This window comes from Mobiluncus mulieris ATCC 35243 (assembly GCF_000160615.1).
GTDB classification, from domain to species: Bacteria; Actinomycetota; Actinomycetes; order Actinomycetales; family Actinomycetaceae; genus Mobiluncus; species Mobiluncus mulieris.
This window is the reverse complement of sequence record NZ_GG668520.1, coordinates 219,005-243,160: the sequence shown is the minus strand read 5'-3', so window position 1 is coordinate 243,160 and position 24,156 is coordinate 219,005. Positions and strand designations below refer to the sequence as shown.

The 24,156-nt window shown below is 54.8% G+C and carries 21 protein-coding genes; 8 read left to right on the top strand and 13 right to left on the bottom strand.

Annotation, left to right across the window (positions count from 1 at the left end; all coding sequences use genetic code 11):
* Window positions 1-1,359, bottom strand: a complete 1,359-nt coding sequence (gene porA, locus HMPREF0577_RS08975) for a 2-ketoisovalerate ferredoxin oxidoreductase subunit alpha (RefSeq protein ID WP_004013521.1) — start codon at window positions 1,357-1,359, stop codon at window positions 1-3.
* A complete protein-coding gene (locus HMPREF0577_RS08970; protein WP_004013520.1) occupies window positions 1,353-1,928 on the bottom strand; it encodes a 2-oxoacid:acceptor oxidoreductase family protein in 576 nt (191 codons plus the stop codon). Before HMPREF0577_RS08970 ends, porA begins: the two co-directional genes overlap by 7 nt.
* A gap of 219 nt (window positions 1,929-2,147) precedes the next feature.
* Here HMPREF0577_RS08970 and HMPREF0577_RS08965 point away from each other — a divergent pair, with 219 nt between their 5' ends.
* Window positions 2,148-3,380, top strand: coding sequence for a diaminopimelate dehydrogenase (locus tag HMPREF0577_RS08965; protein ID WP_004013518.1), 1,233 nt, complete (start codon window positions 2,148-2,150; stop codon window positions 3,378-3,380).
* A gap of 296 nt (window positions 3,381-3,676) precedes the next feature.
* Here HMPREF0577_RS08965 and HMPREF0577_RS08960 read toward each other — a convergent pair whose 3' ends face one another.
* The 3 genes from HMPREF0577_RS08960 to dnaB form a co-directional block, all read right to left on the bottom strand.
* Window positions 3,677-3,949 carry a type II toxin-antitoxin system RelE/ParE family toxin gene (locus tag HMPREF0577_RS08960; RefSeq protein WP_004013517.1) on the bottom strand — a complete coding sequence of 91 codons (273 nt, stop codon included), beginning with the start codon at window positions 3,947-3,949 and terminating at the stop codon, window positions 3,677-3,679.
* Window positions 3,946-4,251, bottom strand: coding sequence for a type II toxin-antitoxin system RelB/DinJ family antitoxin (locus HMPREF0577_RS08955; protein ID WP_004013516.1), 306 nt, complete (start codon window positions 4,249-4,251; stop codon window positions 3,946-3,948). Before HMPREF0577_RS08955 ends, HMPREF0577_RS08960 begins: the two co-directional genes overlap by 4 nt.
* A gap of 633 nt (window positions 4,252-4,884) precedes the next feature.
* The gene (dnaB, locus tag HMPREF0577_RS08950) at window positions 4,885-6,261 is read right to left on the bottom strand and encodes a replicative DNA helicase (protein WP_004013514.1); all 1,377 of its coding nucleotides are present in this window, start codon (window positions 6,259-6,261) and stop codon (window positions 4,885-4,887) included.
* Window positions 6,262-6,311: 50 nt separating this feature from the next.
* Here dnaB and HMPREF0577_RS12010 point away from each other — a divergent pair, with 50 nt between their 5' ends.
* Window positions 6,312-6,443, top strand: coding sequence for a hypothetical protein (locus HMPREF0577_RS12010; RefSeq protein ID WP_255312836.1), 132 nt, complete (start codon window positions 6,312-6,314; stop codon window positions 6,441-6,443).
* A 243-nt stretch (window positions 6,444-6,686) separates the two neighbouring features.
* On the opposite strand, the gene HMPREF0577_RS08940 is transcribed toward HMPREF0577_RS12010, so the two are convergent.
* The 8 genes from HMPREF0577_RS08940 to dnaA all read right to left on the bottom strand — a co-directional run bounded on the left by HMPREF0577_RS08940 (window position 6,687) and on the right by dnaA (window position 19,231).
* Window positions 6,687-7,757, bottom strand: a complete 1,071-nt coding sequence (locus tag HMPREF0577_RS08940) for a glycosyltransferase family 2 protein (RefSeq protein WP_231282842.1) — start codon at window positions 7,755-7,757, stop codon at window positions 6,687-6,689.
* A 44-nt stretch (window positions 7,758-7,801) separates the two neighbouring features.
* A complete protein-coding gene (locus HMPREF0577_RS08935; RefSeq protein ID WP_004013512.1) occupies window positions 7,802-8,926 on the bottom strand; it encodes a DUF3566 domain-containing protein in 1,125 nt (374 codons plus the stop codon).
* A gap of 81 nt (window positions 8,927-9,007) precedes the next feature.
* Window positions 9,008-11,584, bottom strand: a complete 2,577-nt coding sequence (gene gyrA / locus HMPREF0577_RS08930; protein WP_004013511.1) for a DNA gyrase subunit A — start codon at window positions 11,582-11,584, stop codon at window positions 9,008-9,010.
* A gap of 102 nt (window positions 11,585-11,686) precedes the next feature.
* Entirely contained in the window at window positions 11,687-13,702 is a 2,016-nt protein-coding gene (gyrB, locus tag HMPREF0577_RS08925; protein WP_004013510.1) for a DNA topoisomerase (ATP-hydrolyzing) subunit B, read from the bottom strand.
* A 220-nt stretch (window positions 13,703-13,922) separates the two neighbouring features.
* Window positions 13,923-14,579, bottom strand: a complete 657-nt coding sequence (locus HMPREF0577_RS08920; RefSeq protein ID WP_004013509.1) for a DciA family protein — start codon at window positions 14,577-14,579, stop codon at window positions 13,923-13,925.
* Complete coding sequence (recF, locus tag HMPREF0577_RS08915; protein WP_004013507.1) at window positions 14,566-15,876, bottom strand: DNA replication/repair protein RecF; 1,311 nt, start codon at window positions 15,874-15,876, stop codon at window positions 14,566-14,568. Before recF ends, HMPREF0577_RS08920 begins: the two co-directional genes overlap by 14 nt.
* Window positions 15,877-15,947: 71 nt before the next feature.
* Window positions 15,948-17,093, bottom strand: a complete 1,146-nt coding sequence (dnaN, locus tag HMPREF0577_RS08910; protein ID WP_004572096.1) for a DNA polymerase III subunit beta — start codon at window positions 17,091-17,093, stop codon at window positions 15,948-15,950.
* Window positions 17,094-17,629: 536 nt separating this feature from the next.
* On the bottom strand, window positions 17,630-19,231 hold the full coding sequence (gene dnaA, locus HMPREF0577_RS08905; protein ID WP_004013503.1) for a chromosomal replication initiator protein DnaA: 1,602 nt from the start codon (window positions 19,229-19,231) through the stop codon (window positions 17,630-17,632).
* 235 nt (window positions 19,232-19,466) lie between these two features.
* Here dnaA and rpmH point away from each other — a divergent pair, with 235 nt between their 5' ends.
* Genes rpmH through rsmG form a run of 6 tightly spaced genes read left to right on the top strand, consistent with a single transcriptional unit; the run spans window position 19,467 to window position 22,957 of the window.
* Window positions 19,467-19,604, top strand: coding sequence for a 50S ribosomal protein L34 (gene rpmH / locus HMPREF0577_RS08900; protein WP_004013502.1), 138 nt, complete (start codon window positions 19,467-19,469; stop codon window positions 19,602-19,604).
* Window positions 19,605-19,631: 27 nt separating this feature from the next.
* Window positions 19,632-19,961, top strand: a complete 330-nt coding sequence (gene rnpA, locus HMPREF0577_RS08895; protein WP_248613778.1) for a ribonuclease P protein component — start codon at window positions 19,632-19,634, stop codon at window positions 19,959-19,961.
* Window positions 19,962-19,966: 5 nt separating this feature from the next.
* Entirely contained in the window at window positions 19,967-20,329 is a 363-nt protein-coding gene (gene yidD, locus HMPREF0577_RS11190; protein WP_081443338.1) for a membrane protein insertion efficiency factor YidD, read from the top strand.
* Window positions 20,320-21,657, top strand: a complete 1,338-nt coding sequence (yidC, locus tag HMPREF0577_RS08890; protein ID WP_004013500.1) for a membrane protein insertase YidC — start codon at window positions 20,320-20,322, stop codon at window positions 21,655-21,657. Before yidD ends, yidC begins: the two co-directional genes overlap by 10 nt.
* A gap of 26 nt (window positions 21,658-21,683) precedes the next feature.
* Window positions 21,684-22,286: a Jag family protein gene (locus HMPREF0577_RS08885; protein ID WP_004013499.1), complete on the top strand. Its 603-nt coding sequence runs from the start codon at window positions 21,684-21,686 to the stop codon at window positions 22,284-22,286.
* Complete coding sequence (rsmG, locus tag HMPREF0577_RS08880) at window positions 22,283-22,957, top strand: 16S rRNA (guanine(527)-N(7))-methyltransferase RsmG (RefSeq protein ID WP_004013498.1); 675 nt, start codon at window positions 22,283-22,285, stop codon at window positions 22,955-22,957. The genes HMPREF0577_RS08885 and rsmG overlap by 4 nt, the downstream gene beginning before the upstream one ends.
* The last annotated feature ends 1,199 nt before the right edge of the window (window positions 22,958-24,156 follow it).

Sequence of the window (24,156 nt, the reverse complement as noted above, 5' to 3'; positions counted from 1 at the left end):
TCAGTTATTCCCTTCCGGTAAAACATTGATAGCGTCTGCCCTGGTAGAGGGCGCGGCCACCCGGGCGATGCCGACTTTGTCGGCCGGTGGTCTCTCGCCTTGGGCGGCCAGGTTGGCGTTGGTGCGTTCCACGGCGTCGCGCATCACGTTTTCGGCCATAGGTCCGGATCGGCGGGTGGTGCGTTCGCGTTCCAGTTCGGCGTTCACGAGTTGCATGTCCAAATCTAGGAAGGTCAAGGGTTGCAGCCGCCCGGCAATCGCATCGTCGAGCATGGCGTTCAAGGATTTCTTGGTCACATTGCGTCCCCCCAGACCACCAATCACGTCATAGCAGGTAAATGACCGGCCCCTCATGGCGGCGCGCAACTGTGTGGAAACAATTCCGCCGATACCCACCGAAAACGCCTTCTCGAAGGACACCGTGATTTTCGCGGTTTGCAGCACTTCACGCACGGCCGCCAGGGGGAAGGGTCTAAACGAGCAAATCCCCAACACCCCGATTTTTTCGCCTTTCTCTCGGCGTTCATCCACCACGTCTTTAATGGTGCCAATCACCGAACCCAAGGCGGTGACAATCACATCCGCATCTTCACAGCGATAGGGGTGAACCAGGCCGCCGGAATCCCGTCCAAAGATTTCCTTGAATTCCTGCTGTACCTGGGGAATCAGCTCCAGAGCTTCCATCTGTTTGTGGTGGGCGAGGTAGCGCACTTCAGTAAAGGCTTCCGGTCCGACCATCGCGCCGATACTAATCGGGTCATCGGGATCCAGAACTTGCCGAGGCTCATAGGGCGGCAGGAAACGGTCGACCTGGTCTTGTTCGGGCAGGTCAACCTGTTCCACGGCGTGGGTCAAAATAAACCCGTCCATACACACCATCACCGGAATCGAGAGTTCCTCGGCAATCCGAAAGGCCTGAACGTGCAGGTCAGCGGCCTCTTGGTTGTTTTCGGCAAACAGTTGCAGCCACCCCGAATCACGCTGACTCATGGAATCCGTGTGGTCATTCCATATATTAATAGGTGCGCCGATAGCGCGGTTCGCCACCGTCATCACAATCGGCATCCCCAGCCCGGAGGCGTTATAAACCGCCTCTACCATATAAAGCAAACCCTGCGAGGCAGTCGCCGTATAGGCCCGAGCCCCCACGGCGGAAGCCCCGATACAGGCGCTCATGGCAGAAAACTCGCTTTCCACATTCACGTATTCGCAATGTTCCAGTTGCCCGGATTTCACCAAGGCAGAGAGCGCCTCTACAATGTGGGTTTGCGGGCTGATGGGATAGGCCGAAATCACATTGGGACGACACGCCGCCACGGCGCGGGCAATCGCCTGGGAACCTTCGATTTGTTTCAGCATGTTTTTTCCTCTTCCCCTTTTAAGTATTTATAGGCGGCAGCAGCGGCCTCGACATTGAGGTTCCCCACCTTGCCTTTGAAACGTTCCCGAATCGCGTCGGACACCGAATCCAGTTTCACAATGCCGGTCAAAGAGGCCAACCCCCCCAGCATCACGGCGTTCGGCATAGGGCGACCCAGAATCTCTATCGCAATCTCGGTGGCCGGCATGGTGCGGAAATGCCCCTCGGGCAGGGAACTCACTACCTTGTCCAAACCCAGTTCGTGGGGGGATTTCTGGGAGTTCACCAAGGCGTAACCCCCGGGTTTCAACCCGGAAAACGGGTTCATAATCGCCAGCAGGGTCGGGTCTTGCACAATCACCACGTCGGGTTGCAAAATCGGTTCGCGCGAACGAATTTCGCGGTCTTCTATCCGACAGTAGCTGACCACCGGAGCCCCGGTGCGCTCCGAACCGAAAGACGGGAAGGCCTGGGCGTGGTGGCCATCCGCGAAGGCTGCGTAAGCCATCAAGTCGGCGGCGGTCACCACGCCTTGCCCGCCGCGCCCGTGAACTCGAATCTCTACCATATGGGAAGCCTAAAACAAGTTATTTCCCAAAATTGGCTCTAAACTCTCGCGGCGCTCTGACCTGGGATTTTTACCTTCTATATCCGGAATCACCCTCGAAAACCGGCCAGATTTACCAAAACCCAGAGTTGTTTTATTGCCATATGCGCCGGATTCCCCAAAAAAGCACCTCATGAAGCTAAAATTAACTTAAGCTACGCCACTCACAGAGGAGGAACAATGGAAAGCGACCAACCAATCCGCGTGGGCGTTGTTGGCTTCGGTGTTATCGGAAAAGCCACCGCCAAAGCGGTCACCAAAATAAAAGACATGGAACTCGTGGCGATTTTTTCGAAACGAGACCCCGCAAAACTGCAAAACTCGATGGCGAAAGTCTATCCCACCAAGGATGTCGCTGATTTCGTAGGGAAAATCGACGTAATGATTTGCTGCGACTCTTTCGGGACGGGTCTGCAAGACGTCGCACCGATGGTCGCGAAATACTTCCACACCGTGGACTCCCACCCGCTGCGCGGCGACCCCCCTACACCCGAAGAAGTCGAAGCCGAAAAACAACTGCGCCTCGAGGAACTGCAGCGCCTGGCCAAAGACTTGGCCGAACGCAACGCCCGGCGCGACGCGGAAGCCGGGTTGGAGCCAATCGAAAAATCGGCCGACACAAATCAAAACCAACCAGCCGAGGAAACCACGGAAGTATACGGCATGACCCTGCCGGCCTTCGTGAAAGAACCCGTGTTCCAGCCGGTTTACCTGCCCTTCGAAAAATACTTCGAGAAACTGGATGCGGCTGCGCGCAGTGCGAAACACGTTTCCCTGTGTGCCATCGGCTGGGAACCGGGTTTCATGTCCCTGATTCGCACCGTCTCCGAGGGCTTCTTTCCCAAGTCGAAATTGTGGACCTTTTGGGGACGCGGCATTTCGATGCAATGGTCGAACGCCGCCAAGGCTTTCGACGGGGTGCTGGACGCGGCCGTCTATCAGGTGCCGAAAGAAGAACCCCTGATGGCCGTGCTGAACAATGAACCGGTGTGGGACGATTCCCGCAAAGCTCTGCATCATTTGGATGTGTATATCGTGGCCGAGGACCGGGTGGATCACGATCAGTTGCGCGAACGCATCCTCAACATGCCCGGCTGGTTCAAGGATTACGACACGCATGTGACCTTCGTGGGTCCCGACGAGATGCGCGAGTTTCATTCGCGGCGCACCCACGCCGGGCTGGTGATATCCCGGGGTTCAACTTCACAGGGCATCAACGAGCAAATCAAAATGGAAGTTGACATGGACGACAACGCCGAGTTCACCGCCTATGTGCTGGCTTCCGCCGCGCGCGCGGCTTTCCGGGGCGGCGAACACGGCTGGGCGGGGGCTTTCACCATGATGGAAGTGCCGATGGCCTGGTTTAATCCCGGTTCCGCAGCGGCCTTGCGCCAGCGCATCTCGCATTCCTAGCGTCGCGCTGGCCGAAAAAGTGAGATTTCGGGTTTTTGGATGCTCGGCTTTAATCCCGGAAATAAATTATAATAGAGGCGATAGTGCCCCAGCCGAGCCTCTGACTTTCGGGCTATGCACAAATGGCCGGGGACTTTTCGTCTTCGGGAGGATTGGTTTGGATAAACGCTGGGTTGATTACCGCGACCAGGCCATTTTTCCACCATTAGGGACACCCCCGGCAGTGCAGTCGCGCCTAGGATACAAAATATCGCATCCGATGTAATGTTTTTATTACATCGGATATCGTATTTTGTTTATGTTGCGGGTGCTGTGACGCCGGCTGTAGCAACGTCGCGTCGCTGGGGGTTGTCCGCTGCGGCACACTTCAGCAGCTTCGCGTGTAGTTCCCAATAGCCGGTGTAGTTGCCGCGCGGTTGAATCAATAAATGAGAATTATATACTGCCGGGATTTCACCTAATTCATTTATAGCATCAATTAGCTCGCGCAATTCATATACGATATTGGGTTGATAGCGCGCTACTCTTTTGAGGTCAGTTTGGAACCGCGTGTCAAAGACAACATTCATACCAGGGTATCCAGAAATTTTACGGCATCGTCGACATTGTCGAATACTGCCCCGTCTTCGGGAATCTCTCCTTTGCGGATGGCCTCGGCATGTTCGATAGCCTGCATGGTGGTTGCGTTAGGTATGTGCGAAATCGCAGGGCGAATGGGCAAAGCCTGCTCGCGGATGGACTGTTTTAAGAACATATTGAGCGCGGTAGACATGTCCAATCCGAGTTCGCCGAATAATTGCTCGGCCGCTCGCTTCGTGGTTGCATCGGTGCGGAAATTAATCCTCGCTGCTGCGGAAGTTCCCATCGCCATCACCTCAGTAAAATCCAATGTACGTAAAATTTACATCCATTATAAGCCCTTTGGAGTTTAACGTAAAGCGGTGGTGCCGGACTTACGCCCGGCACCACCTTTTCTCATCATCAATCTAAAAATCTGAAATCTAGGGTTTGCACCCAGGAATCCAGATGAACCAGGCAGCGGCATCATCTATGCCCACACCGCTGTGATTACGTAGAATCAGGGTAGGAAAAGAACCTTGGTTCTACGCTGTGCGGGGGTGGTGTACGGCCACCCCCGCACAGTCTTTCCCGCACAGTCTTTGTTGCGCCTTTCTGGCGCTGTCTTTGCGCCTTTCCCGGCGCGTTCTTTGTTGCTTGTGTTGCTTGGCTGCTTCATGAGGTGCTTGTGTCGCTTGGCTGCTTGTGTCGCTTCGGCGTGTGGTCGGCGGCGGCTCTAGCTAATGGGGCCCCGCTCTGTCCCTAAGAAACTTCGTTTCTAAGGGAAACTACGAGCACCCATAGGCTCTTCACCGTCCGCCTTCCCCACGCGCCTTCGCTAGCGAGGTGTGGGCGCTGCGGTGCATGGGCAAAGCCCTAAGAGCACCGCAGCCACCGCGCGAAGGCGTTAAGAAACGCTCCAGTGGAGCGTTTTAGCCGGAACTCCTTAGTATTCCTCCTGTGGAGGAATACCACCCGGGTCCACCCGCGCCGCATCCACAAAACGCGACAGCGCCCCCTGGAAAGTCAGGTGAACTGTGCCGGTGCGACCGTTACGATGCTTAGCGACATACAAATCGGCTTCACCCGGGCGATCATCGGGATTATAGGCCTCGGGGCGATGCAGTAACAGCACCATATCCGCGTCCTGCTCCAAGGATCCGGATTCCCGCAGGTCGCTCATCATAGGTTTCTTGTCGGTACGGGATTCCGGGCCACGGTTCAGCTGGGCGACAGCGATAATCGGGATTTCCAGTTCCTTGGCCAATAATTTCAAGGAACGCGAAATTTCGGAAACTTCTTGTTGGCGCGATTCGGCGGAGCCCCGGCCTTTCATCAGTTGCAAGTAATCGACCACCGCAATCGACAGATCGTGGTTGTATTTTAAACGCCGACATTTGGCGCGAATCTCGGGCATCGTCAGGTTTACCGAGTCGTCGATATACAGGGGTTTTTCGAACATCCGGTTGGTGGCATTGGCGATATTGGTCCAATAGGCCTGGGATTGGGTGCCATCCGCCGATGACACCCCGGCGTTTATCGCCGACAGCGGCACCGAGGCCTCCGCCGAAATCAAGCGTTTAATAATCTCGGCATACGACATTTCCAGCGAGAATATCGCGGCGGTCTTGTTTTCATGTATCGCGGCATAGCGACAGATATCCAGCGAAAACGTGGATTTCCCCATCCCGGGGCGGGCGGCAACGATAATCATCTGGCCGGGGCGCAACCCCTGGATTTCCGTATCGAAGTCGCGGAAACCGGTACGTACCATATTGGGGTCTGGTTCGGTGTTGCTGATTTCGGTGGTGACCTGTGGAATCAGGTCTTTAAGCGCCTTGTAGTCTTCAGAGGTGCGTCGTTGTGACACCCGGTCGAGTTCTTGGTGGGCGGTGTTTATCAGGTCTTTCGCATCGCCTTCATCAAAGGCCCAGCCCAGTTGGGTGATTCGTGTCCCAGCTTCCACCAGGCCGCGCAGCGTTGCCTTGTCGCGCACGATTTCAGCGTAATAGCTGGCATTGGCATAGGTGGGCACCACGTGGGTCAGGGTGTAAACATAGTCAAGCCCCCCGATTTGCCCCAGTTTCCCGGTTTTTTCCAGGGTGCTGGTAAGGGTCAGCGGGTCGACGGAATCACCGGCCGAATACAGATCCATAATGGTGTCGAAGATGACTTGGTGTTTGGTTTCATAGAAATCCGTGGTTTGCAGAATCTGGTAGACATCGGCGATGGCGTTTTTTGACAGAATCATTGCCCCAATCACGGATTGCTCGGCCAGCAGGTTATGTGGGGGGACACGGTCAAGTACGGTGGTTTCGCTCACGGGTTTCCTTTCTGGGCTCAACTTAGCGGGATTCCGCGTCAAAAGCAAACATGATTCGTGGAAAACAGGTGAACAGTAAGTGGATAACTGTGGGTTTTCCTGTGGATTGTTTGTGGGTTTTCCTGTGGATTGCCCGGCGGTTGCGTGGTTCTTTCGGGTTCATGAGGTGCCAATCCTTGTGAGCTTTAGCAAAAATCCCCACATGTTTTCCACAGGGATTGTGAATTATTTTTCTGCGGCCAATTTTTTTAAAACCTTAAAGCGTCCATTTAATCTTTAAACCATTAAATGTGTTTTGACCTGCATAAACATCCAATCCCGGCCGCCTCTAGCACACATTAAGGTTTAAAATCAAGCGAGCCGACACGCAGTTTTTCGGCTCCCCCCACCAGCGCTTTCCACAGGATATCCACAGCCTGATGCCGTTAATTGAACCGATACAATCGCTGGGCGATACGGTAGAGCTTAACCTGTACCGAACGCGCGGCGGGGTTCTTCACATTCGCCCCCCACACCAGCGGGTTGTGGCGCAGCATCGCGGCCATCTTCGGGGATTTGGCCTCGATGGCTTCCCACATTTCGTCGCGCATCCGCAGCGCTTCACGATCCCCGCGTAACACCGCGAAAATCGAAGACGCGGTGACTATCAAAGCCAGGAAACCTTCCATATAGCGCGCCAGGTGGGGATTGCGTACCTCGTCTGGCAGGGCATAGGCTTCGGCCATCATCTTGGTGACCCGCATCTGTTGATCCAAACGCCCCAGCATGACTTTCTCGTTGACGGACTGGTCTTCGCGACCAATGAAATAGTGGTACAGGTTGACCGGCAAGTAGTACAGCTTCTTTACATAGGGCAGGGGCACATAGACGAAAATATTGTCCACATAGAACGTGTGCTTGGGCATTTCCATCCCGGAATCGCGCAGCACCTGGGTGCGATAGACCGCCGAGTGCATCAAGATGTTTTGCCCCACCCCAAAGCGCCGGACAGAGTTCCAGCCCATAATCTTGTTCATCGGCAGGGCTTTCAGATAACGAATCACTTTGCGCGAGCCGGTCAAAACGTGTTCATAAACATAGTTGCACACAACCAGGTCAACGCCTTGCTTGTGGGCAATAAACGTGCGCAACTTCGCCATCAACAGGTTCAGCGCCACCCGATCCAGCCAGTCATCGGAGTCTACAACTTTCAAGTACTCGCCGCGCGCCGCGCGTATCCCCGCCATAACCGCCCCGCCGTGCCCGGAGTTTTCCTGGTGGATAACGCGAATCGTGTCGGGCATGTGTTCGGCCCAGCGGTCGGCTTTTTCTGCGGTTTTATCGGTGGAACCGTCGTCAACGATGATAATCTCGGTGTCTTCCCCGGCACCCAGCATCGAGGACACGCACGCATCCATATAGTCTTCAGAGTTGTAACAGGGAATCACGAAAGACAGCGTGATGGGACGCGACATCGCGTCCGCATGCTCGGCTTTGTTTGCGGATTGTTTATCCAATTTTCCTATCCTTTTCTTGGGGTTCGTCGGTTTTGTCGGTTTCATCAGTCGTCAGTCAGCACTACGTGCAGCCCTCCCACCATCCGGGCGATGATATTATAAATCACTGCTGCCAGCCAGGTCAGCACCGTGAATATCAAAATCTGCAGCACCCCGTTTAACGCTACCAATGCCAGGAACCGCGACAGTTGCAGGGTATCCATCAGACTTACCAAGGCGGTGGCGGATAGCGCCTGCAGGAAGCCCTGCATCGAGGAAAACACGTGCAGCATATCCAGCACTATCCACAGCAGTCCGGCCGCCACCAATTGCACCAGCGCCAGGGCGACCGCCACCAGGAACCCGATTTTAGTGGCGGACAGGGGTGAAATCCGCGTCAGGGTCAGTTTCACCCGCCGCGCGTCGGGTATTTGGGCGAATTCGGCTTTCAGGGCGGCTTGTTTGGCTTTCGCGGCGGCCTTGTTTTGGGCGCGTTCTTTGCGTTTGGCTTCGCGGGCGGCGGCACGTTCTTGGGCACGTTTTTCGCGTTCGGCGGGGTCTGTTTCGGCGGGGGTTGGTGGTTTCGGGCTTGGTACCGTTTCATGAGGTGCCAATGCAGTGTCTGGCGTAATCTCGGGGTTTATCCCCGCCGGGATTTCGGGAACAGCGTCAAGACTGTTTGGAGCCGTATCCCCGGTTTCAACCGGGTCGCGACCCGGTTCGGGCGCCGTCGAGGATGGCACCTCATGAACCGCGACCCCACCAGTAAACTCCCCGGCGGCGGACGGCGACGAGGCGGACGGGGTCGCGGGTGATTCCTCTAGCTGATAAGGGGAAACCGGGCCGTCGATATTCTCGGAGTCATCGCCAAGGGCGAGTTTTTTCCAATCCGTGGCAAAGTCGGGATTGTCGCCAGTCGCCTCGCTCTTTACTTCACTTTGCGTCTCACCAGCGGTGGCACCCGCCGTTGAGTCCGTCGGGGTGGTTGGCTTGGGATTTTCTGTCGACCCGCCAGGGTTTTCCGTTAAACCGAGGGTGGAAGTATCAGAACCAGCGGTGGTATCGGAAAGATTAGAACTGGTATCAGGGTTGACGGTCGTTTCGTCTGCCGGGACAGAGTCTGCGGGTGGCGGGGGTGGTGGCACCAAGGCGTCGCCTTTGCTGGCCTTGTTGGGCTTAATCCTTGTCATTAGTTGCCTCCCGGGGTGCTGTTTCCAGTCTAAGTCCTGGCTTTAGCGGTCTCAATCCGTTTTTACCCTAATTTTACAGTGCTAAACCGAGGGTGTGTCCACCTCAGAAAGATTTTCTGAATCGGTTTCTTCTTCATCCCCAGAATTATCCACGTTCAAAGTTACCGCAATAACCCGGTCATCCCCGTCGGCTCGCGAGAAAATCACGCCCTGGGTGTTGCGCCCGGTCTTGGACACTTCGTCCACCCTAGATCGCACGATTTTACCGCCGGCCATAATCACCAGCACCTCGGATTCCTCGTCAGTAACCAATGCTCCTACCAGTTTTCCGCGCGCCTCTACCAGATTCGCGACCTTAATCCCCAGGCCGCCGCGACCCTGGACGCGGTATTCGGATAAATCTGTGCGCTTGGCATAGCCACCCTCGGTCACCACGAACAAATCCGCCCCGGGACGCACCACGTCCATGGTTAACAGTTCGTCATCGTCGCGGAACCGCATTCCGGTCACCCCGGACGTGGATCGTCCCATGGGTCGCAACTGGTCGTCACTGGCAGTAAACCGCAGGGACTGACCATCGCGGGATACCAAAATCAAATCTTCGGTATCATCAGCTAGCACGGCGGAAACCAGCTGGTCGGGTTCACCCTCCGGATCCTCACGCAGTTTAATAGCAATCAACCCGCCAGTGCGGTTCGTGTCATAGTCGGTCAAGTGAGTTTTTTTGACAAACCCGCGCTTGGTCGCCAACACCAGGTATTCTTTATCCTCGAAAGAAGAAATATGCAACACCTGGGCGATGCGTTCCTCGGGCTGGAAGGCCAGCAGATTCGCCACATGCTGACCCTTGGAATCACGCCCGCCCTCGGGAATCTCGTAGGCTTTCGCGCGGTAAACCCGCCCAAAGTTCGTAAAGAACAAAATCCAGTCATGACTCGACGACGTAAAGAAGTGTTCCACCTGGTCATCTTCGCGCAGCTGCGCGCCTTTGACCCCCTTGCCACCCCGGCGTTGGGAGCGATAGGCATCGACGCGGGTGCGTTTGGCGAAGCCGCCGCGAGTGATAGTCACCACCATGTCTTCTTCGGGAATCAGGTCTTCGACTGACATTTCCCCGGCAAAAGGCACAATCGCGGTTTTGCGTTCATCCGCCCACTTGTTGGCAATCTCGGCCAACTCGGTGCTGACAATCGCGCGCTGGCGTTCCGGTTTAGCCAAGATATCCTGGAAATCAGCGACCTTCGCTTCCAACTCGGCGTGTTCATCCAAGATTTTTTGCCGTTCCAAAGCCGCGAGCCGCCGGAGCTGTAAAGCCAGAATCGCGTCGGCCTGTACTTCATCGACCGAAAGCAAATCCATCAAGCCGACCCGAGCATCCTCTACCGTGGGCGAGCGGCGAATCAATGCAATCACTTCATCCAGGGCATCCAAAGCCGCCAGGTAACCCTGCAAAATATGCAGGCGTTCCTGGGCTTTGCGCAACCGGAATTCGGTGCGCCGGCGAATCACATTCACCTGGTGTACCACCCAATAGTGAATAAACCCATCCAGGGACAAGGTACGCGGCACCCCATCTACCAGCGCCAACATATTGGCGGGGAAAGCATCTTGCAGCTGGGTGCGTTTATACAGGTTGTTCAACACGACTTTCGGCACCGCATCGCGCTTCAACACCACCACCAAGCGGGTGCCAGCCCGATCCGAGGTTTCGTCGCGAATATCCGCAATCCCCTGCAACTGGCCGTCTTTGGTTAGTTGCGCGATTTTCATCAACAGGTTATCCGGGTTGACTTGATACGGCAGCTCGGTGGCCACCAGGCACGTGCGCCCATGCAGTTCCTCTACATTAACCACCGCGCGTTGCACGATAGACCCGCGTCCCGTCCGGTAGGTATCCTCGATGCCACGCCGCCCCAGGATGGTCGCCCCCGTGGGGAAATCCGGTCCCTTAATGCGTTGCATCGCGGCTTCTAGCAGTTCCTCGCGGCTGGCTTCCGGATTTTCCAAATACCACAGGGCGGCATCCGCTATTTCACGCAGGTTGTGCGGGGGAATCCGGGTGGCCATCCCCACGGCGATGCCTTCCGCCCCGTTCATCAACAGGTTCGGCACCCTAGAGGGCAACACGGTGGGTTCTTGATTGCGCCCATCATAGTTGTCCATGAAGTCAACCGTGTCTTCTTCGATGTCACGCACCATCTCCATCGCCAGCGGCGCCATCTTGCATTCGGTATAGCGCTGCGCAGCGGGCCCGAGGTTGCCGGGGGAACCAAAGTTCCCTTGCCCGGCCACCAGGGGGTAGCGCATCGACCAGGGTTGCACCAGGCGAGCCAGCGCGTCGTAAACCGAGGAATCCCCGTGGGGGTGAAAATGCCCCAAAACGTCGCCAACCACGCGCGCACACTTGGAAAACCCGCCGTTGGGACGGTACCCCCCGTCATACATGGTGTAAATCACGCGCCGATGCACAGGTTTCATACCGTCGCGTACATCGGGCAGAGCGCGCCCGACAATCACGCTCATCGCATAGTCCAGATAGGACTTCTTCATCTCTTTTTCCAGGTCAACCTGCATGACCCGCGAGGCTTCGACCTCCGAGACGATGGGCGCGCCGGAGTCGTTGCTGGTTTCGCTGGGGTTGTTTTCGTTATCTGCCACGGTTTCTTTCCTTCGAGTTGCGAATTTATGTCAGGCGGTTTTGGGTTCATGAGGTGCCATTTTCGACACGCCCCTCATGAAACCAATCCCACCAAAAAAGTTTCAAATATCAAGGAAACGCACATCCTGGGCGTTGCGTTGAATAAACGACCGGCGCGAGGCCACGTCCTCGCCCATCAACAAGGAAAACGTTTCGTCAGCCGAGGCGGCTTCGTCCATAGTGACCTGCTTGAGCAATCGAACCTGGGGATCCATGGTGGTCTCCCACAATTCCTTGGGATCCATCTCGCCCAGACCCTTGTAGCGTTGAATCCCGCCTTCTTTCGGCAGGCGCCCTCCGCCTTCCAAACCCATATCCAACAGTTTATCTTTCTCCTTGTCGGAATAAACAAACTGGTGGGGACGATTCGACCACTTCAAACGATACAGCGGCGGGGTGGCCAAAAACACGTGGCCTTCCTCAATCAGTGGTTTCATATAGCGGAACAGCAGGGTCAACAGCAGGGTGGCGATATGTTGGCCGTCCACATCCGCATCCGCCATCAACACAATCTTGTGATAGCGCAGTTTACTCAAGTCAAAGTCTTCCCCGATTCCGGTACCGAAAGCCGTAATCAGCGACTGGATTTCCTTGTTATCCAAGGCCTTGTCCAGCCGGGCTTTCTCCACATTCAAGATTTTGCCGCGCAGCGGCAATATCGCCTGATGGGCGGGGTCACGTCCCGCCACCGCCGAACCCCCAGCGGAGTCACCCTCGACGATGAAGATTTCGCACTGCGAGGCATCCCGCGAAGAACAATCCCGCAGTTTGCCTGGCATAGAAAACGAATCCAGGGCGGTTTTACGCCGGGTCGCATCACGCGCTTTACGCGCCGCGTTGCGGGCAATCTGGGCGGATTGGGCTTTAAGTAAGATAGCCTTGGCCTCGGTGGGATGTGCGTCGAACCAGTCGCCAAGCTGGGAATACACGGTTTGCTGCACGAAAGTGCGAGCTTCGGTGTTGCCCAGTTTGGTTTTGGTTTGACCCTCGAACTGGGGGGTGCGCAGTTTCACCGAAATCACGGCTGTGAGCCCTTCGCGGCAATCGTCGCCCGAAAGGTTTTCGTCCTTATCTTTTAGCACCCCCAGCGAACGGGCATACTTGTTCATCAGAGAGGTCAACGCGGAGCGGAAGCCTTCCTCGTGGGTGCCGCCTTCGGTGGTGTTAATCGTGTTGGCATAGGTATAAATCGATTCGGAATACGCTCCCGTCCATTGCAAGGCGATTTCCAAGGCCATAGAGTCATCCTGGGTGGCCTCGAAGTCGATGACCTCCGGGTGGACGACCTCGGATTTCTTGGTGGAGTTAATGAAACTCACATAGTCATGCAGGCCGTTTTCATAGCAATAACTGACATGGCGGTGTCCAACCTTGGGGGAATCCGCATCCACATCCGCATCCCCCGTGACGAAATCGCCTTCATCGGTCACATTGGGTCTTTCATCCGTGATGGTGATACGCAGACCCTTGTTCAGGAAAGCCATCTGTTGAAAACGGGTTCGCAGCGTTTCATAGTCGAATTCCACAGTTTCGAAAATCGCGGGGTCGGGATAGAAAATCTGTTCGGTGCCAGTTTCAGTGGTTTCTTTCCCGCGCTCCAAAGGTTTAGTGACCTGCCCGCCGTTGCCGAATTCCACGTGCCACTCGTAGCCGTCACGTTTCACGGTGGTTAAAACCTTGGTGGACAGCGCATTGACCACCGAAATACCCACGCCATGCAACCCGCCGGATACCGCATAGGACGATCCGCCAAATTTCCCGCCGGCGTGCAGGATAGTCATCACTACTTCCACGGTGGGGCGATGCTCGGTGGGGTGTTCCGCTACGGGGATTCCACGCCCGTTATCACAGACTTTCACGCTGCCGTCGGCCTGTAGGGTTACTTCAATATGGTCGCAATACCCGGCCAGGGCTTCATCCACCGAGTTGTCCACGACCTCGTAAACCAGGTGGTGCAAGCCGCGTTCCCCGGTGGAACCGATATACATTCCGGGACGTACCCGCACGGCTTCCAGGCCTTCCAGTACGGTAATGTCCGCAGCATCGTAGTGTTCCTCGGGCTTTTCAAAATCGCTCACAGTTTCTCCTTGTTTGCGGCACGCTCGTTTGCGGCACGCTCGCCTCTCTAACCGGCGTACCCGCCTCCATAATCCTACACTTTTTTAAACCAAATGCCCCTCAGCGCCACAAAAACCCCCTTTTCGCGGCTTTAACCCGTAAAACGGGTTTTAAACCGCCGCTTGCGCTAGCGGCGAAGAAGCCGCAAAGCAGAGAATCAATAAATCCGGCCATGGAAATTCAACCGTAGGTGTCACGCGGGCCGCGACCCGGAACCGAGAGGCGGCCGTGTTTCCACGAAGGGACTACCGGGCCGCGAATGATTACTTGCTTGACTGTGTCCGACCCAAGACGCTCGGCCAGGCGTTTTTCGATTTGCGGTATCAGCCATTTGAGCTGGGTCGCCCAAGCGGTGGAATCACAACGAATCGTGAGTTTCCCGGCCTCGAAACTCTCGATTTTAGTGTGTGCACCAATCTCCGATCCGACATATTCCGACCAGCGACTCATGACCTCTTGAATATCCAAAGCTCGCTGCCAACCCTGGCGTTTCACGAAGTGTTTCCCCAGAAAACCCAAGGGTTGCGGATCATAGCGGCTGGGTCGCGCCCCGGTTCCCAGCCGCGCCACGCCGGGATTATCGGCAATGAATTTCCGTAATTCTTCGGGCTTGACCCCTAGGCGAACCGCCATTTTCTCGCGATATTCCCTGTCGAGTTCGCTTTGTATATCGAGGGCATCACTGGGTCGCGCCCCGGTTCCCCCGAAGCCGCGCACCTGGCCGGCCTGGGGATAGAACCCCATTTTGAACATAATCTCTTGGTATTTAGCCAGAATTTGGCGCGGCAGTTTCGCGCGCATCCGAGGGTATCCCTTTGCATAGTCAATCTGTGTCATCACTGTCCTGCCTTCCAAAAGGGGTGATGGTTTCGCTGGGGTCGGGGTTGTTGCCAAACGGCTGGGGTAAAACCTGGCTTTCTCGCTGGGGATTGAGTACCACCCGAAACACTTGGGCGTGTAAATCCTCGGGGAGTTCAGTGCCGACAGCGCTGGTAATCCACACCTGATCGGCCGCCTCGATAGCCCCCAATATGGCAGCGCGCCGGTGTGAATCCAATTCAGCAAACACATCATCCAATAACAATACGGGGGCATCCCCCAGACGTTGCCGCAGCAAATAGAATTCAGCCAGGCGCAAGGCCAGGGCAAAAGACCAGGTTTCTCCATGCGAAGCATAGCCTTTGACTGGAAAATCATGCAGGCAAAATTCAAGGTCATCGCGGTGTGTCCCGCAAAGGTTTACCCCGCGCCGCGCCTCGTCAAGGTGGCGCGACCGCAGTGCCGCGCGAATCTGGGTTTCTAAAACCGCAGTATCGGCAAACATGATTTGACGCGCGGAAGCATCTATTCCCAAGGTTTTACTTACATTGTCTCGATATGTCATCCTCGCGGTGACGGGGTTTTCGGCCGTCGGGGTGGCTTCGTTGGGGTTTGTTTCGGATTCATGAGGGGCTTGTCCGGCGATTTGGGCGTAAATTCCAGGTAAAAGCTGCTGGAGTTCCAAAGTTATGTCCTGGCGCGAACGCATCACTTTAGCGAAAAGTGGCACCAGGGCATCATCCCAAATTTCAAGCTGGATTTCGTCTAGCACCTCATGACGACGCGCTACATCACGCAGATAAGCCGCGCGCTGGCGCAAGGTCTTGTGTAAATCCGCCTGCACCCCCGCCAACACCGGGTGCAACTGCAGCGCGATGCGATCCAAAAAACTGCGTCGCACCCCCGGGTCACCGCTGATAAGCTCCAAATCCTCGGGGGCGAACAACACCGTCGACAGGTGTCCCACCAGGTCACGGGGACGCACCTTGTGTCGGTTCAACATGGCTCGGTTGGCTTTGCCTGACACAATCTCGATTTCCAGCAGGTCGCTGCGCGGCTCGGGGGTGATGCCGGGACTGACCCGGGCGCGAATAATCCCGGCATGCGGGGTTTCCTCGGGGGTGCCACGAAAAATCAGCGCCGCATCGTTGCCGGCTCGGTGCGTGGACAACACGGCTAGATAATTCAAGGCTTCTACCAGGTTAGTTTTGCCCTGACCGTTGGCTCCCAGGAACACGTTAACCCCCGGCTCCAGGCTGATAACCAGTTGTCGATAGCTGCGAAACCAGTCCAAAGCCAGGTTGGTGACAAACACTAGTCCTCCTGAAAAACCCGAAATTTAGCCCCGAAACCCACCTAAAACCGGTGGGAAGGCGGAAGGGGTGGCTAGATGGCAGTGCGAATCGGCATAATCAGGTATTGGAAGTCGAGGCTATCATCCCCGGTTTCTTCTTTTTGTCCAGTGATTATCACCGGTTTGGTTTCGTCTTTAAAGGACAGGCGCACATAGGGTTCATCCACCACCGATAACCCTTCGATGAGCATCCGCGAATTGAAAGACACCGAGATATCCGCGCCGTTTAGCTGCACTGGAATCGCATCGGTGGCGGTGTTTTCCCCACCGCTGCCGGCTCGGAACTCGAGGGTACCTTGGGTAAATGACAGGGTTATCTGCTGGTTGGAAAGATTGGCGGAAACAATCGCAACACGTTTAGCGGCGGCGACGAAATCACTGACTTTCACCACGGCCACAATATTAATCGGCTCGGGGAAAATCCGGCGCACATCGGGATAGTTTCCGTCATTGACTTGGCTGGTGAACAAGCGCCCCCCGGCCGAGAGTCCCACCAGCGCCGAGGACTCATCCTCTCCGTCCACTGCCAGGGAAATACTGCCACTACTGGCAATATTCTTGGCCGCGTCCGCAATATTCTTAGCCTTTACCACCAAATCCTGATTTATCTGGGGATTTGTGGCCTGCCAGGGGATTTCTTTCAAAGCCATACGATAGCGGTCAGTGGCCAGAACACAGAGTTTCTCGGGGCGAATCTCGAGAGAAATTCCGGTTAAAAGCGGCAAGGTTTCATCGCGCGAAGCCGCGATGGAAACCTGCGAGATGGAATGAGAGAACACCTCGGCATCGACTTGACCGACGACCTGGGGCAATTGCGGTAACTGCGGATAGTCTTCTTCGGGCATAACCAACAGTTGTTGGTGAAATGACCCACAGGTGATGTGCAGGTAATTGTCTTCGGTTTTGAAACTTACCTCGGAGATTTTATTCGGCAAGGCTCTAGCGGTTTCACTCAGGAGCTTGCCATCTACCACCACCGTGCCCTCGGTTATGAGCTCGAGGGGTTCAACGGTGACCCGAGCCGAAACATTGTAGTCGTAGGACGCGAATTCCACCCCGGCGCTGGTGGCCGCAATGTGCACCCCGGCCATAACCGGCACGGCAGGACGCTGGGAAATGGTGCGGGAACTCCACGCTACCGCCTCGGCTAAGACCTCTCGATTCAAGATTAATTCCACGATTCCTCCAAGGGTTCTCAAAGCTATTCAAGCCTAGCCTATAACACGCGGTCCTTTGTTGGAGAGTCGCAGTAAAAAAATTTTTTAAAGAATTGTAATTGTCATAGGGCATGTGAATCCTGGGGAAAACCCGATTTTTTCTGGCTACGGCTCAGAACTACAAATGTGTGGTTATGTTGATAAAACCGTGGTTTCAGGGGTCGAATTGTGGAAGTAAAGTTATCCCCAGATTCTTCCCCAAGCCAACCCCCACTTACCCACAGGCTTATCAACAAGTTTTCCCAAGGGTTTTTCCACCGTCATCCCCAGGTTTCCACCGGGTGATTCCACAAGCTGGGGAAAATAATCCGAGGAATTAAAGATAAAGACAGATTTACGGCAATTTGCGGGGAATCCTGGTATGCACCTCATGAACCCCACCATACCTGGACTTTGCCCGTGATGCTTGCGGCTACGTTGTTTAAGGTAATTCGGAAACGGCCAAATTAGGGGTGTTTTTAACGCCTTCGCGCGGTGGCGGTGGTGCTCTTTGAGTTTCACCCGCGCACCGCAGCGCGCCGTATTTGGTTCGTAATCTCGGTAATCGACTGGTATGTCTGGGAATCCTCGTTGATGGTTTTTTCGATTTTCTTTACCGCGTGCATCACCGTCGTGTGGTCACGCCCCCCGAAAGCCTCGCCGACTTTCGGCAGCGATAACTCGGTCAACTCCCGACACAAATACATCGCGACCTGGCGCGAATTAACCACGGTACGCGACCGGTCGGTGGACATAATTTCGTCAACCTCCAACCCGAAATACTGCGCGGTCTGTTCAATAATCATCTGTGGGGTGATGTCGCGGGTGTTGCGCCCGGTAATGAAATCGCGCAAAATCTCTTTCGCGGTGTCAAGCGACACGGAACCACCACCCGACAAAGCCGCATAGGCCGTAACCCGCAACAGGGCACCTTCTAGTTCGCGAATATTCGAAGAAATATTCGAGGCAATGTATTCCAAGACCGCGTCGTCGTAGCCCTGCAGATTCTCCTGGGCGGATTTGCGGCGCAAAATCGCGATGCGTGTTTCCAGGTTCGGCGGTTGAATATCGGTCAGCAGCCCCCACTCCAGGCGGCTCTTGATGCGTTCCTCGAAGGATTTCAGTTCCTTGGGGGGCACATCCGAGGTAATCACCACCTGTTTACGCGCGGTGTGCAGGGTGTTAAATGTGTGGAAAAATTCCTCTAGGGTTTGTTCTTTACCTTGCAGGAACTGGATGTCGTCAATCAGCAAGAAATCCACTTCCCGATATTTGGCTTGCAATTCTGGGAAAGTCTGGGTGGCAATGGCGTTGATGAAGTCATTGGTGAATTCCTCAGAGGACACGTAGCGCACCTTGGCCTGGGGATACAGTTCCAGGGCATAGTTACCGATGGCGTGTAACAGGTGAGTTTTCCCCAGGCCGGAACCGCCATAGATAAACAGCGGGTTATAGGCCTGGGCGGGTGAAACTACCACGGATTCGGCGGCGGCGGCCGTAAACGAGTTCGACGATCCAATCACGAATGATTCGAAGGTATACATGGGATTTAGCCCGGTGTTACGGTCGATTTGCATACTGGCTGGTATCGGGGCGGGGATGGTGGCGGGGTTGGCCAGGTTGCCTGTGGGGGTGGTATTGGGGGTGGTTAGGGACGGGTTTGGGTTGGGGTTTTCGAGGTTGGGGTTGTTTTCACGAGGTGCCATCCCGTTTGGCGACGTAAGCGGTGAGGTTATCCCGATATTTTTCGGGGTGGCGCCCGGTGTGGTGGCGGAATTCTGTTTTACCAGGCCTTCATCAACCGTGATTACCAGGTTATTGATGGTTTTACCCAAAATTTTTGAAAATGCGGCTTTCAAATCCGGGGTGTACTTGGCATCAATAATGCCTTTGACCATCGTCCCGGGCACCGCCAGTACTGCGGCATCTTCGTTGTGTGCCAAGGCCTTGGATTGGCGCAGTAACACCAAATCAAAATCACTAATTTTCCCGGATTCCCGGAGTTCATCCAGGGCTGGACTTAAGAAATCCCCGGCTTCATAGGATGTGGAGGTACCAGAAGCGACCAAGTTAACACACCTTTCACTGCGACGGGAGAAAATCTGTCTAAAGCTTGGCATAAATTCTTAAATCCACAAAGTTTTCCACAGTCTGTGGATAAAGTTACACGCTTGTAACTTCCGGGTGTCCTGCGGTGTTAGCGAATTTTTTTTCCTGGGGGTGCCCTCGCAAGTTTAGGTGGCTTTCACCTAAATTTGCGCCGCTGGCGGCTTATTCACTACAATTGGGGTCTGTCTTGTGACCAACTTGAGGCTCGGGAAAGTTCTCGGGATTATATTTTATGCAGGAGTGAAAGTGACTAAGCGTACCTACCAGCCACATAACCGTCGCCGTGCTAAGAAGCATGGTTTCCGCAACCGCATGGCTACCCGCGCCGGGCGCGCCGTGATTTCCGCGCGTCGTCGTCGCGGCCGGAAGCAACTCGCGGTCTAGGTTTTGCTGGCCAAAGTAAACCGTTTGGTGAAAGCCACTGAATATCGTCTGGTGATGCGACGCGGGCAGCGCCGCACCCAAAGGCATTTCATTGGTTTTCAATACTGGCAAGATTCTAGCTATCCCGCCAGGATTGGCTTGGTGGTGCCCAAGAAGTCGGTACGACTAGCCACTAGGCGTAACTTGGTGAAGCGCCGGCTGCGGGGAGCAGTACGCGAACATTTAGATGAATTTCCCCCTGGCAGTCTGACGGTTTTCCTAGCTCGACCCGCCGCCGATAAAGTAGCATACAGTGAACTTGATAGTCAGCTAGAATCACTTATAGCAGGCTGGCAACGCCCCCAGCAAAAGAATTGAGAACGATGAGCGTAACACATTTATGCAGAAGCATTTGGCATCTCCCGGCCAATAGCGCTCGTTTTCTGGTGCATCTCTACCAGCATAGTTTCTCGTTAGTAATCGGGTCGCGATGCAAATATTACCCTTCATGCTCTCGCTATGCCGACCTTGCTCTGGAAGTGCACGGTCTGGGCAAAGGGCTGCTGCTTATCGGATGGCGCCTCATGCGTTGCAACCCCCTGAGCGACGGGGGGGTCGACTACCCACCGGTGCGTGGAGCGTGGAAAAACCCGTGGCATGCCCCTGGTTCTGTCACCGCTGCCGCCTACGCTGAAAGCCCTGCCGTGCGTGACGGTAAATTCTCGGAGGTTCTGCCGTGTTGCTAACTATTGTTCCCGCTGCGGGACCCGGTAATCTTGCGCTTTACGACAAGATTCTCTATCCCTTTATGTGGGTTATCGGTTGGATTATGCGCGGGATTCACGAATTGCTAGCCCTGGCTGGTGTCAGCAGCGGGGCTGGAGTCGGCTGGGTACTGTCAATTGTGGGCTTGACAGTTTTCGTGCGTTTGCTGCTGGTGCCCCTGTTCGTGAAGCAAATCAAGGCCACCCGTGCTATGAGCTTGGCACAACCTGAGATGAGCGCCATCCAAAAGAAGTACAAGGGTAAACGTGACCAGCAGTCTATGATTCGGATGCAAGAGGAAACCCGTGCGGTACAGCGTAAATACGGAGCCTCTATGAGTGCCTCTTGCTTGCCGATACTGTTTCAAATGCCGGTTTTCTTTGCGCTTTACCGACTTTTGTACAATATGAAACCCATTGCGGATGGGGTGCTGCCGGGGCATGATTCCATCGGTGGGATGGGGCAAGTACAAGCCCAAGATTTGTGGCATTCCACTTTTTTTGGGCAATCACTGGGTTTGACCATGTTCGGGCCGGGATCCGTAATGTCGACGAAGATTGTGGTTGGCATAATGGTGGCGTATTTGGTGCTGTCAATGCTGTTCCAAACCGCGTTTTTGACTATGAAGAACATGAGTCAAGAACAGTTGAATTCTGACAATCCCATGGTGAAATCCACCAAGTCTATGATGTACCTGATGCCGCTGATGTACCTGTTTACTGGGCCGGTGGTACAGGTTGGGCTGTTGGTGTATTGGGTGACCTCTAATACCTGGATGATTTTGCAGCAGTTCTTTATTATGCGCGCTTTCCCCACTCGCGGTTCGGCTGCCGCGAAGTGGCGCGAGGCAGCTCATGAAAAGAAATTCGAAGCCTTCCGCGAAAAGGAAGAAGCTAAACTGGCGGCTGAACTCGAACGCATTGAACTTAACGAGGAAGGCCTTAACCACAAGGGTGTCCAGGTGGCGATTCGTCAAGCCCGCTTGAACCACATTCATTTACTGGAAAAACACCGCATGGAACTGGGATTACCCGAGATAAACCTGGGCACTGTCGATGCTGTGGGGAACACGGCGGGGCAGCGGATGCAGCCCGGCCAGAAGGGGTGGGAACAGTACAAAGCCCAGTTCGAAGCCGATATGGCCGAGGAACGTGCCGAAACCGAGGCGGCTCGCGAGGATGTCGTCGGGAAAGATGGACTGACTGCCGCCCAGCGTGCCCAGAAACAAGCCGAACGACGCGCCGCTGAACGTCAAGCCAAGAAGAAGAAACAGAAGCAGAAAAACAACAAGAGGAATACATCACACTAGTTACACAAGAGAAACCGGGGATTACCATGACTGCCATTGATGATATGAACGATATTGAAATCATCGAAGAAGAAACCGAAATCGTCGCGCATCGCGGCACTAAGTTAGAGCGTCTCGAGGCTGAAGGCGATATTGCGGCCGACTACCTCGAGGAATTGCTGGATATCGCTGACTTGGATGGGGATATCGAGATAGACGTGGAAAACGGGCGTGCCCTGGTTGAAATCGTCACTGACGGGGAACCTGACCGGCGTCTGCGTCGCCTGGTGGGTCGTCACGGGGAAGTCCTGGAATCCCTCCAAGAGCTCACCCGCCTGGCGGTGCAAACCCAGACGGGGGAGCGTTCCCGGTTGATGCTCGATGTTATCGGTTACCGCGCGGATCGCCGTGATGAACTGCAAGCCCTGGTGGAACAGAAAGCCGCCCAGGTCAAGGATACCGGCGAGCCGGTGCGCCTCGCCCCGATGAATCCCTTCGAACGTAAGGTCTGTCACGATGCGGCCGCCGCCCTGGGTCTCTATTCGGAATCCGAAGGGGTGGCACCCAACCGCTATGTGGTGCTTTCCCTCGATGAAGCCGACAGTGACGATGCGGATTACGAAGCCACCGACGCGGAATCGGATTCATGAGTAGCCATCCGGAGGATGCGGCCAACTCCCTTGAAATTTATCCCGAGGTGGAACCCGAAGGGGTCGGCAGTTACTTTGGATTTCAACGCAATGCCATGCGCTATTTCGTGGAACTGCTGTGCCACGAAGGCCTGGAACGCGGGTTGGTCGGACCCAAAGAACCCGCGCGGATTTGGTCGCGCCATATTTTGAATTGCGCGGTGCTCAGTGATTTTCTGCCCGAATGTACTTCCGTAGCTGACGTAGGCAGCGGTGCCGGGCTGCCCGGTCTGGTGCTGGCTATCGCCCGGCCGGATTTGGATGTGACCCTAATCGAGTCCATGGATAAACGCTGCCAGTGGCTAGAGTGGGTCAGTGCGGAACTCGACTTAGATAATGTGCGAGTGTTGCGAGCTCGGGCTGAGGATTTACACGGGAAAGAACATTTCCCCTTTGTGACCGCCCGGGCGGTAGGGAACCTGAGTACCTTGCTGGGCTGGGTGGCACCCCTGGTGCGATCCAAAGGAACCATGCTGTTTTTGAAAGGTGAATCCGTGGCCGGCGAGGTCGAGGCGGCGAAACAGCATAACGTGTTTCGTAAATGCCACGTGACTTTCCCCGAAATCCTCGAAGTGGTCACCCCGGTTACCGGTGAAATCACCCGCGTTGCGCACCTCACTAAACACTCCTAACTTATAACCTGCTATTGCTCCCTGAAGGTTCACCTGTGTTTGTTGCGCTCTGACCGCTCGCGGGTGCAGTCCGTCACCTACGCCTGGCGGCTCGCGGGTCCGCCTCGCTCGATAAAACTCGAAATGTTTCACGTGAAACATAAAGAATCATGCACCACCAGCCCACCTGCTGCCCTGCATCACCGCTTCGAGGCCGGATTATGTGAAAGATATGAAATTGCGCAGGCTCGATACAACCGCTGTGTTTTTTTGCTACTAAAAAATTAGAGTAGCGGCTATTTTTTGGCCTCGGAACTGTTGTCTGACGTGGAAAGACTATGGTACATTATGAGGTATGAGTACCTGATAAGACGTAGACAGGTACTCAGATTCATAACCTACCCACCCGTCATAGGTGACGGAAAAATTGAAAGGATAAGACAATGACAAACTGATGATGTGGTTCAGTTGACGAAAACGGAAGAATTTTCAATACTCACGGAGTTCATCAGCTACGGCGTCGAAAAGGACACAGTACAGAACCTAGTTAAAAGGTATAAAGCTGGGCACATGTTGGATTCCATGAACCCACGAGTTGAACCTGTCAAAAGGGAAGCAAAATTACTGACTATGGCAGGTACAATCATCGCATCTTGTGCGGATTTATGACCAATTTCAGATTTGATCGTATAAGTAACACGCAGGTGCGCTTATCGGCTGATTTTGATGTCGCATTTAAAGGCTTCCCAGCTGGGTGGACGGCTTGGATGCAAGTCAATGTCGATGGCTCTTCTGCGTATACAACCCACAATTGATTTACTCGTCGCATCGAAAGGATTAACGTATGCAAGCGGCAGTCGTAACAAGTATTTTCGGAATCATTCTTAGTATCGTAACCGTGGTTGTAGTAGTTGTTTTTGCTGTTGCAATTTGGCGATACATTCACCGCGACACTAAGAATACATCTCAGATTTCTAATTCTCATTCAGAAGCACGCTTTTAGCCTTACTTGGAACACCTCCTAGTGTGGTGCTAGTATTCATGAATATTTTTGTTTCGCCTACAGTCAGAAATGCCTGTAGGCGAAACCTTCAAATGGCTAATCATCTGGAAATCGTATCACTTCGCTCAATTACGATCTAGCCCGCATCGCGTGCCTCGCCAAACATTTGTAATTTCCAATTGCCTTTTTTGTTTGGCGTGCGGGTGGGTGGCGGGTG

What these genes read in the sequence shown, in the direction of transcription:
- porA (WP_004013521.1), bottom strand. Translation starts at nt 1,359, where the DNA reads ATGCTGAAACAAATCGAAGGTTCCCAGGCGATTGCCCGCGCCGTGGCG.
- HMPREF0577_RS08970 (WP_004013520.1), bottom strand. Translation starts at nt 1,928, where the DNA reads ATGGTAGAGATTCGAGTTCACGGGCGCGGCGGGCAAGGCGTGGTGACC.
- HMPREF0577_RS08965 (WP_004013518.1), top strand. Translation starts at nt 2,148, where the DNA reads ATGGAAAGCGACCAACCAATCCGCGTGGGCGTTGTTGGCTTCGGTGTT.
- HMPREF0577_RS08960 (WP_004013517.1), bottom strand. Translation starts at nt 3,949, where the DNA reads ATGAATGTTGTCTTTGACACGCGGTTCCAAACTGACCTCAAAAGAGTA.
- HMPREF0577_RS08955 (WP_004013516.1), bottom strand. Translation starts at nt 4,251, where the DNA reads ATGGCGATGGGAACTTCCGCAGCAGCGAGGATTAATTTCCGCACCGAT.
- HMPREF0577_RS12010 (WP_255312836.1), top strand. Translation starts at nt 6,312, where the DNA reads ATGATTCGTGGAAAACAGGTGAACAGTAAGTGGATAACTGTGGGTTTT.
- HMPREF0577_RS08935 (WP_004013512.1), bottom strand. Translation starts at nt 8,926, where the DNA reads ATGACAAGGATTAAGCCCAACAAGGCCAGCAAAGGCGACGCCTTGGTG.
- HMPREF0577_RS08920 (WP_004013509.1), bottom strand. Translation starts at nt 14,579, where the DNA reads ATGACACAGATTGACTATGCAAAGGGATACCCTCGGATGCGCGCGAAA.
- dnaA (WP_004013503.1), bottom strand. Translation starts at nt 19,231, where the DNA reads ATGCCAAGCTTTAGACAGATTTTCTCCCGTCGCAGTGAAAGGTGTGTT.
- yidD (WP_081443338.1), top strand. Translation starts at nt 19,967, where the DNA reads ATGAGCGTAACACATTTATGCAGAAGCATTTGGCATCTCCCGGCCAAT.
- HMPREF0577_RS08885 (WP_004013499.1), top strand. Translation starts at nt 21,684, where the DNA reads ATGACTGCCATTGATGATATGAACGATATTGAAATCATCGAAGAAGAA.
- rsmG (WP_004013498.1), top strand. Translation starts at nt 22,283, where the DNA reads ATGAGTAGCCATCCGGAGGATGCGGCCAACTCCCTTGAAATTTATCCC.